Origin of the sequence: Glutamicibacter sp. NPDC087831 (genome assembly GCF_044742845.1) — a bacterium.
Classification (GTDB): domain Bacteria; phylum Actinomycetota; class Actinomycetes; order Actinomycetales; family Micrococcaceae; genus Glutamicibacter.
Genome location: NZ_JBIUVH010000005.1, coordinates 162,362 through 175,110, shown reverse-complemented (window position 1 = coordinate 175,110; position 12,749 = coordinate 162,362). Strand labels below are relative to the sequence as shown.

The 12,749-nt window shown below is 64.1% G+C and carries 8 protein-coding genes; 3 read left to right on the top strand and 5 right to left on the bottom strand.

Annotation, left to right across the window (positions count from 1 at the left end):
• Positions 1-115 precede the first annotated feature (115 nt).
• The gene (locus tag ACIOJF_RS15610; RefSeq protein WP_105658446.1) at positions 116-1,384 is read right to left on the bottom strand and encodes a maltose ABC transporter substrate-binding protein; all 1,269 of its coding nucleotides are present in this window, start codon (positions 1,382-1,384) and stop codon (positions 116-118) included.
• Positions 1,385-1,652: 268 nt separating this feature from the next.
• Here ACIOJF_RS15610 and ACIOJF_RS15605 point away from each other — a divergent pair, with 268 nt between their 5' ends.
• Together ACIOJF_RS15605 and ACIOJF_RS15600 are read left to right on the top strand one after the other, a co-directional pair.
• The gene (locus tag ACIOJF_RS15605) at positions 1,653-3,341 is read left to right on the top strand and encodes an alpha-amylase family glycosyl hydrolase (RefSeq protein ID WP_402735739.1); all 1,689 of its coding nucleotides are present in this window, start codon (positions 1,653-1,655) and stop codon (positions 3,339-3,341) included.
• Positions 3,342-3,453: 112 nt separating this feature from the next.
• Entirely contained in the window at positions 3,454-4,461 is a 1,008-nt protein-coding gene (locus tag ACIOJF_RS15600; protein WP_105658460.1) for a LacI family DNA-binding transcriptional regulator, read from the top strand.
• Positions 4,462-4,658: 197 nt separating this feature from the next.
• Here the strand turns inward: ACIOJF_RS15600 and ACIOJF_RS15595 are convergent, their stop codons facing one another.
• Positions 4,659-5,999 (bottom strand): MFS transporter, encoded by a 1,341-nt coding sequence (locus tag ACIOJF_RS15595; protein ID WP_105658444.1) that lies wholly within the window; start codon positions 5,997-5,999, stop codon positions 4,659-4,661.
• Between the two features lie 266 nt (positions 6,000-6,265).
• Between ACIOJF_RS15595 and ACIOJF_RS15590 the strand changes: the two genes are divergently transcribed.
• Positions 6,266-6,961: an IclR family transcriptional regulator gene (locus ACIOJF_RS15590; RefSeq protein WP_105658443.1), complete on the top strand. Its 696-nt coding sequence runs from the start codon at positions 6,266-6,268 to the stop codon at positions 6,959-6,961.
• Between the two features lie 115 nt (positions 6,962-7,076).
• Here ACIOJF_RS15590 and ACIOJF_RS15585 read toward each other — a convergent pair whose 3' ends face one another.
• The 3 genes from ACIOJF_RS15585 to ACIOJF_RS15575 all read right to left on the bottom strand — a co-directional run bounded on the left by ACIOJF_RS15585 (position 7,077) and on the right by ACIOJF_RS15575 (position 12,720).
• Complete coding sequence (locus ACIOJF_RS15585) at positions 7,077-8,351, bottom strand: MFS transporter (protein ID WP_105662606.1); 1,275 nt, start codon at positions 8,349-8,351, stop codon at positions 7,077-7,079.
• Between the two features lie 113 nt (positions 8,352-8,464).
• Positions 8,465-11,557 carry an AAA family ATPase gene (locus ACIOJF_RS15580; RefSeq protein ID WP_402741847.1) on the bottom strand — a complete coding sequence of 1,031 codons (3,093 nt, stop codon included), beginning with the start codon at positions 11,555-11,557 and terminating at the stop codon, positions 8,465-8,467.
• Positions 11,554-12,720, bottom strand: a complete 1,167-nt coding sequence (locus tag ACIOJF_RS15575) for an exonuclease SbcCD subunit D (RefSeq protein WP_332498733.1) — start codon at positions 12,718-12,720, stop codon at positions 11,554-11,556. The genes ACIOJF_RS15580 and ACIOJF_RS15575 overlap by 4 nt, the downstream gene beginning before the upstream one ends.
• Between the last annotated feature and the right edge of the window lie 29 nt (positions 12,721-12,749).

The following is a 12,749-nucleotide window of genomic DNA, read 5'->3' as shown; positions in this document are numbered from 1 at the left end:
TTCCAGATGTCCCTGTCGATCAAGTGCAGTTAGCGCTGGTGAATTGCAGGCGCTGGGGCCCGGAGGAGTTCCTCCCGGCCCCAGCGCCCATCGTTGTGCCTGGTGGCAGGCGTTCCTACTTCGAGATGGCCTTTTCGATGTCCGAGGTCATCTGCTTCCAGCGCTTGGCCGGATCAGCCTTGCCGGTGATGATCTCGGCCTCGGCTACGCCCCAGAACTCCCATACGGCAGCCATTTCCGGGATGTTCGGCATTGGCACGCCGTTGGCGCCGACCTCGCCGAAGGCAGCGATGGTTTCATCGGCCTTGGCCGCTTCGAATGCCGCCTTGTTTGCCGGCGGGCGGTTGCCTACCTCGTACAGTTCGGTCTGGACTTCTTCGGTGCCGATGTAGTTGGTCAGGAATTCGGTAGCGGCCAGCAGGTTCTCGGTCTTCGCGGAAACGAAGAAACCCTGCACGGCGACGAATGGCTGGGCCTGCTCGCCACCGGCCGATGGAATCGGGTCGATTTCCAGGTTGATTTCAGCTTCTTCTACTGCTTCCACGTTCCATGGACCGGTCAGGAAGAATGGCGAGTCGCCGGAGACGAACTTCTCCTTGGCAATGTCCCCGTCGAGGCTGGTCTTCAGGTTGCCTTCTTCGCCCTCTTCAGCCAGCCACTTGGCGAATTCGATGCCGCCCTCGTTGCCGATCTGCAGATCTGCCGGGTCATAGGCGCCCGTATCATCGGTGCCGAACACCGGTGCGCCGAAGGAGGTCTGGAACGGGTAGGCGTGGAATGGATCGCCGACATCAGAGACCTGGACCAGGAATGGGAATTCGGTGCCGGCCTTCTCGCCGGCGGCAATCATGTCATCGAAGCTCTTTGGAGCTTCCTTGACCAGATCCGCATTGCGCAGCAGGGCCAGGTTCTCGGTGGCGTAGGGAACGCCGTAGGTGTTGCCCTCGTAGCTCATGGCGTTGACCGCGACGTCCTGGAACTCGCCGGCCTTGTCGCCCAGCTCAACTGGCTGGACTACGCCGTTGTTGACCAGGTTGCCCAACCAGTCGTGGGCGCCGATGGTGATATCCGGGCCCTTGCCGGTTGGAACCTGGCGCAGGAAGTCTTCCTGGATCTTGGAGAAGTCCTTGATCACGAGGTCCACCTTGACCCCGGACTGCTTCTCGAAGTCAGCTGCTGCATCCTTGAGCACTGGCTCGCGGTTGGCGTCGACCCAGACGGTCAGCTTGCCGCCGGAGGCAGCTGCCGGCGAGGATTGCGCCGCTGCGGGGCTGGAGGAAACTGCTGGCGTGTTGGAGCCAGACCCGCCGCAGGCGGTGAGCGAGAGTGCGGCAATGGCCGTCAGTGCTCCGCCGAGAAGCCAAGGGTGCTTATTCACCTTCATGGGATGTCCTTTCGTGACAACTGTGTCATCAGGGACCGGGTCGGCCGCGATTTCCGCTGGGCCTGCCGGTCGGGTCTTTAGTGGTGCGAGTAACACATTGATTGTAAGCGTTTACAGCGTGGCACAGATCATGAAAATTGACAACAACGCCGATAAAAATCAGTTTTTATCGGCCGAGGCTCGAATTCAGACCTCACCATGGAACGAAGGCTTTGAAGCATAATTGCAAGCGTTTACAAACTGTGGTGAATCATTTATCGTTACCGTCATGACTTCAATTCGTTCAGTAGCTGATTCCCTTGTGCAATCCGAAGACTCGCAGTGGTGGCGCTCCTCGGTGATCTACCAGATCTACCCGCGCTCCTTCGCCGATTCCAATGGCGATGGGATGGGTGATCTGCGCGGAATTACCGAACGCCTGGAAAGCATCGCGCAGCTTTCGGTCGACGCGATTTGGCTTTCGCCATTCTTCACTTCCCCGCAAAAGGACGCCGGATACGACGTGTCGGACTACTGCGATGTGGATCCGCTGTTTGGAACCCTGGAGGACTACGACGCGATGGTGGCCAAGGCCCACGCATTGGGCCTGCGCGTCATCATCGATCTGGTTCCGAACCACTGCTCGGACCAGCACCCGTGGTTCCAGGAAGCACTCAAGGCCGCGCCCGGCTCCCCCGAACGCGACCGCTTCATCTTCAAGGACACCCCGGCAACCGGGCTCCCGAATAATTGGGATTCAGTCTTCGGCGGCCCCATGTGGACCGAAACCACGAATCCTGATGGCAGCGCCGGCCAGTCCTACCTGCATATCTTCGACTCCTCGCAGCCGGACTTCAACTGGCACAACGAGGAAGTGCGCGCGATGTTCCGCGACGTCCTGCGCTTCTGGCTGGACCGGGGCACCGACGGCTTCCGCGTTGACGTGGCCCACGGGCTGATCAAGGCCGAGGGCTTGCCGGACTTCACCCCGGACCCATCCGGTGCCTCCATGGGCGGCACCGACGAACTGGCTCCGTGGTGGGGCCAGGATGGCGTGCATGAGATCTACCGCGACTGGCGCAAGGTCATGGACGAGTACGACGGCGAGCGCGTGCTGTGCGCCGAGGCTTGGGTCAATCCCCTGTCGCTGATGGCCAAGTGGGTGCGCGAGGACGAGATGCACCAGGCTTTCAACTTCCCTTATCTCTCTTGCGACTTCGATGCCCAGCAGATCCGCGAGACCATCGACCAGTCTCTGGAGGAGTTCGGCAAGGTCGGCGCCCCGAGCACCTGGGTGCTCTCCAACCATGACGTGGTGCGCCATGCGACCCGCTTGGCGCTGACCGATGAGAACCCGCAGGGCGAGGGCATCGGCCTGAACACCCCGAACCTGCCGGAGGCTGCCGTGGGATTGCGTCGCGCTCGTGCTTCCAGCGCGTTGATGCTGGCCCTGCCAGGTGGCGCCTACATCTACCAGGGCGAAGAGCTGGGCCTGCCAGAAGCCGTTGAACTGCCAGATGAGGCGCGCCAGGATCCTACCTGGTTGCGCACCAATGGCGAGCGCTACGGGCGTGACGGCTGCCGGGTGCCCTTGCCCTGGGAAAGCGGCAAGCCCGCTTTCGGCTTCAGCGCCACCGGTGAAAGCTGGCTGCCGCAGCCGGCAGGCTGGGACTCCTACGCCCGCGATGCGCAGGTCGATGACCAGTCCTCCACGCTGAACCTGTACCGCCGCCTGTTGCAGCTGCGCCAGGATCATGCACTGGGCACCGGCACCCTGGATTGGGTCGAAGGCACCGGAGATGATGTTCTGGCTTTCGCCAACGGCACTGTGCTGGTCGTGGCCAACTACGCTGCAACTGCACAGCCTTTGCCTGCCGGTGCGCAGGGCGCCACCGAACTGGTGCGCAGCCAAAGCGAGATTTCGGCGGAATCGGGAATGATTCCGGGCGAAACCACGCTCTGGTTCCAGTTGCCGTAGCCGGCAATCTGCTGACCGGCTGCAGCCGCACCGGGTAATGTTGGGCAGGAGCCATGGCCAGGGGAAGGAATTTCCCCTAGCCACGGCTGTGCCTATGAAGGAAGGAAGAGAAGTGGCCGGGATCAAAGACGTCGCACAAGCCGCTGGCGTATCCATTGCCACCGTCTCGCGCGCATTATCTGGCCGGGGTTCTGTCTCCGCGTCCGCGCAGGAGGCTGTGCAGCGCGCCGCCACCGAGCTGGGCTATGTGGTCTCATCTTCCGCGTCCGGGCTGGCCTCGGGACGCACCCGCAACATCGGCGTGCTCGTTCCGGTGATCAACCACTGGTTCTATGCCTGCGTGCTGGAAGGCATTTCCAGCCGCTTGATGGACGAGGGCTATGACACCACCCTCTATCAGCTGACCAAGGACCGCACCCAGCGCGAGAAGATCTTCTCCGATTTCCTGCTGCGCCAGCGCGTGGATGCGGTGATCGCGGTCAACGTCGAGTTGGCTGGGGACGAGGTCCAGGCGCTGCTGGCCATGGACAAGCCCCTGGTTGGCGTGGGAGGACCGCTTCCCGGTGTGCCGACCCTGCACGTGAATGACGAAGCGATTTCTGCCCTCGCGACCGGGCACCTCATCTCCCTGGGCCATGAACGCATTGGCTTCATCGGCGGCAACGCGGAAACCGATGTGGATTTCATGGTGCCCACCCACCGCCGCACCGGCTACGAGCGGGCGCTGGCCGAGGCTGGACTTGAACTGGATGAGTCGCTGTTCGCCAGCGCGGACTTCTCCATGGCCCAGGGCTACGCGGTGGCCAAGCAGCTGCTGGGCAACCCGGCATCCCGACCGACGGCAGTGTTCGCAGCCAGTGATGAAATGGCCATTGGCGCGATCCTGGCCGCCCGCGATCTCGGTTTGCAGCTGCCCCATGACCTGTCGGTCATCGGCGTGGACAATCACGACCTGGCCGAGCTCTTCGGCTTGACCACCGTCGAGCAGCGTCCGCATGAGCAGGGGCAGCTGGCGGTCGCCATGCTGCTGCGTGCTATCCGTGGCCAGGAACCGGCGCAGGCCCACGAGTTGGGCCATCGGCTGATCGTACGTTCCTCCACCACCCGCCCCGCCCAGTAACCTGGCCAGGCAGTCGGGTCCCGCATGCCGGCGGCCTAGGCGCAATGGATGGCGGTGGCCGGACGTCGGCCGTGCAGCAAACTGCCCGCTGCATCCGCCTGCTGATCGCCAAACCACCGGTCGCCAGACGCGCAAATGCCCGCGCGGGCCAGGATCGCTTGATCCCTTGCCTGCGCGGGCATTATGCTGCCGCGAAACTAGTGCGCCACGCGCGAGTCGGCCTGTTCGCCCTCGATTTCTTCCACGTGCAGGTTGCGTCCACGGGTCTCGCCCACCCAGAGCACCGCTGCCACGGAAATGATGGTCAGCACCATGATGTAGATGGCAATCGAGATCGAAGAGCCTGTGGTCTCCAACAGGATCTGCGCCACGGTGGCCGCGAAGGCGCCGCCCAGAATGGCGCCAATGGCGTAGCCAATGGAGATGCCCGAGTAGCGGATCTGCGCCGGGAACATCTCCGCGTACATCGCCGACTGCGGGCCGTAGGACAAGCCCAGGCCAACGGTCAGCACGAAGATCGCAATGGTGTACAGCACGATGTTTCCGGTGTCGACCATCAGGAACATCGGGATCATCCAGATGAACACCAGCGCGTAGCCGATCACGAAGGTATTGCGGCGCCCGATCTTGTCCGAGAGCCAGCCGCCGACCAGGGTGAAGATCAGCCAGCCCACCGAACCGATGGTAGTAGCCAGGAGGATCGGTGCCACCGGCATCTCGAGGACCTTGGTGGTGTAGGAAATGAAGAACGCGATCACCAGGTAGCCGGCGGCGTTGTTCGAGATGAAGATCAGCGCGGCCTGCAGGACCTGCTTGGAATGGCTGGTCATCAGCTCGCGCAGCGGGGTGTGCTCGGAAGCCTTGCGCTGGGCGAGCTGCTTGAAGACCGGGGATTCCTCAACCGCACGGCGGATCATGTAGCCCACGAAGATCAGCGCAATGGAGAGCAGGAACGGAATGCGCCAGCCCCATGCGGCGAACTCTTCCGGGCTCATCGCAACGCGCAGGATGTAGAGCAGGCCGGTAGCCAGGATCATGCCGATGGGCACGCCGATCTGCGGGTAGGCGCCGAAGTAGCCGCGGCGATCCTTCGGTGCGTGCTCTACCGCCATCAAGGCTGCACCGCCCCATTCGCCACCGGCCGAGAAGCCCTGGACCACGCGCAGGAGCACCAGCAGGATTGGCGCGGCCACGCCGATGGACGCGTAGGTTGGCAGCAGGCCAATGGCCGCGGTGGCAACGCCCATGAGGATCAGGGTGAGCACCAGGATGCGCTTGCGTCCGTAGCGGTCGCCCAGGTGGCCGGCAACCACTGCGCCCAGGGGACGGAAGAAGAAGGAGATGCCAATCATTGCGAAAGAAAGGATCTGCGCGACACCCGGATTCGACTGCCCCAGGGGCTCGAGGAACAACGGGGTCAGCAGGGTCGCGGTGAGCTGGGCGAAAATGAAGAAGTCGTACCACTCAATGGTGGTGCCCACCAGGGTGCCGGCAAGAACCCGGCGCTCCTCCTGGGTGCGAGTGACAGTCGATGACATGAGTTGGCCTTTTGCGAGTTGTTTACCGACCGTTCGGACGGTTTATGTCGCACACCATCATATGCCCACAGTGAAGCAGATCACAAGATCTATCCAAATCGTGACCAGCTCCAGCCAGGCACCCTCTCCCGCAACGGGCTGGGAATTCGGTGTTCTAATAGAGAACGACTAAAATCGGATATAGATCACCGACCGCTTGGTCCCCAGATTCACTACGAAGGCCCTCGACGACGTTCCAGCAGCGCCGCACGCCAGATTGAAGAGCAATGCCTACCTCCCAGACGCTTTCGCGTGGAATCCGCGTCCTTGAAATCGTCGCCAATTCCCCGGTCAACCTTTCCATCGCGGAAATCGCCGCGAAACTGGAAGTCCACCGCTCCATTGCCTACCGCATCATCCGCACCCTGGAGCAGCATCACCTGCTCAACCGCGACGAGGCCGGGCACATCCGTTCCGCTTCCGGCTTGGCCGTGCTCGCCCGCTCGGTCCAGCGCGACCTGCAGGCGGCCGCCACCCCGGAACTCACCGCGCTGGCCAACGAGCTGTCGATGACTGCTTTCGTAGCCGTCTGGGAACACGACCTGTGCACCACCTTGCAGTCGGTCTCCCCGTTGAACTCCCAGCGCGCGATCGTCCATCGCCCGGGCTCGGTGCACGGCATGGATGTGGGAGCAGCCGGCATCGCGATCCAGTCGCGCTATGCCAAGGCCGAGTGGGATGCCCTGGACACGGGCATCGAGTACCGCGAAGCTGCCGTCGCGGCCCGGATTGACGGCTATGCCACCAGCGAGAATGAAGTCATCCAGGGCGTGACGTCCATTGCCGTTCCGATCCAGCATTCCGGGCAAACCCCGGCGGCCTTGGCCGTCGTCTTCGCCGCCAGCACGGTCGGCGGGTACGAGCGCATGATCGAGGAACTCAAGCACGCAGCGGCGCGCATCAGCGAAAAGCTCGCGCACTAGCAATTCCCGGCGGGGAAAGAAGCATCCCGTTGCCCTTCGCCTGCTGGGCGAGGTGCAACGGGATGCTTCTTATCCAGCTTTGCTGGCCGGCCGCAAGATGCGCAGAGTTCTTGCCCTAGCGGACGCGGGCCAGCGTCGGGGACTTCGCGACAACGATCTTCATCGCCACAGCGGCCAGGAAGATCACCAGTGCGCCACCGGTGGAGACCCAGAAGGCGCCGAGGTAGCCCAGGGTCTCGGCGAAGACGCCGGCCAAGCCGTTTCCGATCGCGGTTCCCACAACAATGCCGGCAGAGAGCATGGTCATCACGGTGGACAGGCGCTGCGGCGGAGCGACTTCGCCGCCCAGGGTCATGACCGTGACGATCACCGGCCCTACCGCAAATCCTGCGATGAACAGGGCAACCAGCATCAGCGGGACATTGCCGGCCACGTGCAGGCCGAAGCTGAGCACGGTCAGTGCTGCGCCGCACAGGATCCAGCGGTTGATCTGCTTGAAGGCCTGCGGCCAAGCGGCCACGGAGATCGCGGCAATCGCGCTGGAGAAGCCCATGGCGCCATAGAGCAGGCCGCCGGAGTTGGAATCGCCCTGCGCCCCGGCAAAGGCCAGGGTACCGGCCGCCGAGGAACCGAAGACCGTGCCCAGCGCCATCATGCCCAGGACCAGGGCACCGATCGCGGCAACCTGCGCGCCGCTGATCGAGACCTTGGGAGTGTGCTCGGCGGTTCTCGCCGGCTTCACCGCATTGCCGGTACGGTGCGAGGCGAACACCGGCACCAGCACCAGGGTCAGCAGGGCGGCAAGGTAGAGCGGCAGCACCGGATCCACCAGGGAGGCCAGCAGGCCCACGGCAACCGGGCCGAAGACGAAGCCCAGTTCATCGAACATGGACTCCAGGCTCAGTGCCGCCGAAAGGACCTTGTGGTTCTTCTTCTGCTGGCGGGTGATTGCAATCCAGCGGACGCGGGACATCGGGCCGACCTGCGGGCCGGTAGCACCGGCGGCCAGGCACATGATCGAGAGCAAGGCCGCGGACATGTCCGGTCCCGAATCGGCAAACAGCGTCAGGGCAACCAGCAGGATGGTGTGGATGACCGCGACAGTGGTCAATACCGGGCGCTGGCCCACCCGGTCAGCCAGATAGCCGATGCTCGGACCGCCAATGGCGGACCCCAGGCCAACCATGGCCGCGGCCAAGCCGCCCATGGCATATGAGCCGGTGGTAGCAGTTACCAGGGTCATGGACCCGATGGTGAGCATCGCCAGCGGGAGGCGTGCAAGGAAAGTAAGCGGCAGGAAGGGTGCTCCCACCAAAGGAACTAACGCGGAGTATCCGGACATCTTCTCGGATTCCTCACTGTTTTCCTTCGACAAAGTAGGCTGAGTCAACAAAACTCCATGACGAAGCGTGCGTCGTCCCACACCCCCCGACGCACAAAATTTCCCAGGCATGCCTGATGGCACTACTTTCAAGATAGCTACTGCCCTGGGGCAAGTCCAATCTATCCAGCCAAGATCACAGTGCCATCGCGTTCAATGGTGGAACCGTGCTGGGTCTTGCTGACCGAAATCCGATTGGTGATGCGCTGCTTCATTTCTGCCACGTGGGAGACCAAGCCGATGGTGCGGCCCCCGGCACGCAAGTTTTCCAGCGCCTGCATGACTTCTTCCAGCGTCTCGGCATCCAGCGAACCGAAGCCTTCATCGACGAAGAGCGTCTGCATGTCCACTGCCCCGGAATGGTGCGAAATGACATCCGCCAGGCCCAGTGCCAGGGCCAGCGAGGCCATGAAGGTCTCGCCTCCGGAGAGCGTCTGGGTCTCCCGGCGCTTCCCGGTCCACGAATCGAGCACCTGCAGCCCCAACCCGGACTTCGAATTGCCCTGCTTGGAATCATCATGGTGCAGCGAGTAGCGGCCGCCGGACATCATGCCCAGGCGCTGCGTTGCGGCGATGGCCACTTCCTCCAGCCGGGCAGCGAGCACATAGGTGCTCAGCGTCATCTTGTAGAGGTTCTCTCCCCCGCCACGAATCACTTCAGCCAATCCGCGCAGCCGGCGGTAGGCTTCGATGACCGGGCCTGCCTCGGTCCGCTGGCGTTCAAGATCAGTGGCTGCTTGCTCGTGGCGAGCGAGCTGGGTCTGCGCCAGCACTTCTTGTTCCCGCGCCGCTTCGAAGCGTTCTTCGGCAAGGGAAGAGAGCAGCTTCGCTTCGGCAATCCCTTCTTCGCTTGGCCCTTCAAGGCCCTGCGCGGATAATTCCTGGGCCTTGCGGCAGTCCTGCGACGCTTCAAGCGTGGCAATGGCACTGGCCAGATCGGCATCGGCACGCTGCAGCTGGCGCAGGCGCTCGCGTTCGGCGCTGTCCAGCAAGGCGGCCTCGAAGGCAGCCGGATTCTCGAAACCGGCGGCCGTGCGCTGGCTATTCCAGGTGGCCTCGGCCTTCTCCAGCGCCTCGCCGGCCTCAAGGAAACGGCGCAGGTGCCGCACCGCACTGGCCAAGCCCTGGGACGTGGCGGACAGCTGCGCCACAAGTTCGGCCAGGTTCTCCCGGCCTTGGCGCAGCTGCTCCAGCTTGGCATCGAGTTCTGCCAGCTGGGTTTGCAGGGACTGCGCCCGCTGCTTCGCGGTGACGTGCTCGAGTACGGCCTGGGATGCCCGCGCGTTCTGCTGCTCGGTACGTTGGCGCACCGCGTCCAGCCTTGCCACGCGGGCAGCGATTTCTCCTTGCTGCTTCTGCTCCCGTTCCAGCCCGGCCTGCGCCGTGGCAAGCTCCGTCCGCAGGTCCGCGACCGGGGCATCGCCCGCGGCTTCCTGCGCGGCCTGGAACTTGGCCACCAGGGTGTCGCGCGCCTGCGCGGCCCGTTGACCGGCAGCTCTTGCCGCAACCACCGCGGTTTCCAGCGTCTGGATCTGCTCATCGTCGATCAGCGGCGCATCGGCATCCGCCCGGGCCGGGGCGGGATGCTCTTGCGCACCGCAGACCAGGCACGGTTGCCCGTCTTCCAGCGCGGCAGCCAATCGCAAAGCGCTCTGGGCCAGCTGCTCGGTACGCAGGTCAAGCAAGGTATTGGCTACGCCTACAATCTCCAGCTCTTGTGCGCTGGACTGCTCCCGTGCGGACAGCGCCTGCTTCTCCAGGGTGTCGCGCTCGGTGGCATGCTGGATCCTGGTCTCCAGACCCTTCACCTGTTCCTTGGCCTGCTGGACCTTGCTGCCGGCGGCTACCTGGTCGAGGTCCGCGGCTTCCAGCGCAGCACGTTCGGCCTTGAGCAAGGCAACTTCGGCTTCGGCCTGGGCACGGGTCTCTTCCTGCGCAGCGGCCAGTTCGGCGGCCTTGCATGCCTGGCCGGCCAGGACGCCGCGGCGCTTTTCATCGTCCAGGCCCGCCTTGGCCACCGCTAGTTCTTCGGCCGCTTGCTGCGCCGGCAGGCGCAGCTGCTCCAGACCGGCAGCGTCGGCACTGGGGTCCAGTCCCTGTTCGGTTTCAAGCCACAGCTTGCTGTCCAGCCAGGTGCCCTTGGCCTGCTCCTGGGCGACGGATGCCTCCTGGAGCTGGGCCTGGTAGGCACGCACCGCACCGGCCTTGGCATCGCTGTCCAAACGCGCGGCAGCCGCTGTTGCCGCTTCATGGTTCTGGGCATAGCCGGCCTGCATGCCGCGCAGCTCGGCCAGGCGCGCAAAGATCCGGCGGCGTTCCTCCAGGGCCTGCGCCTGCTCGCGGGTGCGGGTCATCTCGGTGCGCAGTTTGGCCGCTTCGAGGGCCGAGTCCCGGTGAACCGCCGCGATCCGGCGGTGATAGCCGGCGAACTGCTCGGCACTGCTCAGGTCCACCCCCGCGGCCTGTCCAGCGCCATCGGCGTCGGCGTTCGCTTCGCCGTCGGCCTCGGCGGGCTCATCGCTGGCTTCGCGGCCGGCGAGGAACGCCCGGGCAGCGGAATGGATGGCCTCTTCGCTGGCGCTCAGGCGTGCTTCCAGGCTCTCGGTTTTCTTGCGCTCTTCGGCCAGCCGAGCGGCGAATTCATCCTCGATCCGCGCATAGCCGCTGGTATCGAAGAGATTCGCCAGGAGATCTTCGCGGTCCTTGGCCTTGGCCCGCAGGAAGTCCGCAAAGCCGCCCTGCGGCAGCATGACTACCTTGGTGAACTGCTCGCGGTCCAGACCCAGCAGGCTGCCCAGGACGTGGCCCACCTCGTCGTTGCGGGTGGACAGTTCCTTCCAGCCCGAACCGGTGAACTCGCGCAGGAAGCTGGCGGCCTTCTGCTCGGTGGTCTTGTTCTTGCCGCGCTTGGACGGGCGCATCCAGGCCGGCGAACGGGTGACCTCGAAGCGCCGGTCGCCGATGGTCAGCTCGCAGACCACTTCCGGAGCCAAACCGGCCGGGGCATGGTCCGAACGGATCTGCCGGCTGCCGGCGCGGCTTCCGGGCAACGCACCGTACAGGGCGTAGCAGATCGCATCCAGGATGCTGGACTTGCCGGCACCGGTGGGGCCATCAAGCAGGAACAGTCCGCCTTCGGCCAATTCATCGAAGTCGATCTCTTCGGTGCCTGCGAAGGGCCCGAACGCCTGGATCTGGAGTTTGTGGATTCTCACTGGCTGGCCTGTGCCTCTCGGGTGGCTTGGATGACGGCGCCGATGACTTCCCGTTCCAGTTCATCGGCCGCGCGTTCGCGGACATGTTCCATGAAGTCCCCCACCACTTGTTCGGTGCTGGCGGCCTTGGCCATGCGCTCGGCATAGCTCGCCGGCTTGGCATCCCCGCCGGCGTGTTCGGGGGCGAAATTCAGCACCACAGTGTCGGGGAAACGGGTTCGAATCGTTGCCATCGCGTCGGCGGGGCGTTCGCTATCGGTCAGCGTGACCTGGCACCATGCATCGGCGGCGGATTCCAGTTCCGGATCCGCCAGGAGCTCAGCGAGCTTGCCCTTGAGGATGGCCAATTTCTTCGGCACCGGAAGCAGGACTTCCTGCACGGACTCTATGCCCCGGGCGTTGGTGTCGATCAGCCATACGCCCTTGCGCTGCGTTGCCTCGGAGAAGGAGTATGCCAGCGGAGAGCCCGAATAGCGCACGTGCTCCTTGACCTTCTGCCGTCCATGCAGGTGCCCCAGCGCCGAGTAGTCGAAGCGCTCGAAAAGCTCTGCCGGAACCACGTCGAGGTTGCCGGTGCTCAGCTCGCGTTCGGAGTCGCTGCCGTAGCCGCCGGCGGCGAACAGGTGGGCCATCGCGATGGAAACTACCGGTTTTTCCCCTGCCCGCAGTTGCGCAAGATCTTCTTCGATCTGCGCGATGGCCGCACGGACCACCGCTTCGTGGCTGGCCTTTTCCACGCCCAGGCGTTCCATCACCATGCGCGGTTCCAGGTACGGGATGCCGTAGATGGCCACCCGGTGATCGCCGGCATCGTGGATAACCGGCAGCAGCATGCGCTGGAGGTCGGCGATGATGTGCACCCCGGCGCTGTCCAGGAGCTCTGCGCCGAAGCCCAGACGGGAGGCCGAGTCGTGGTTGCCGCTGGTGACCACGACGGCGGCCCCGGTGGCGCGCAGCTCGCGCAGCACCCAGTTGCACAACTGGACGGCATCCACATGCGGCAGCGCGCGGTCGTAGATGTCACCGGAAATCAGCACCGCATCAACCTGCTGATTAATCGTGATATCGATGATTTCCTGCAGCACTGCGCGCTGCGCTTCGATCAGGGAGGCCCCGTGGAAGGTCCGTCCCAAATGCCAGTCCGAGGTGTGAAGCAATCGCATGTGTCCAACCTTATGCAATGCCGCGGACA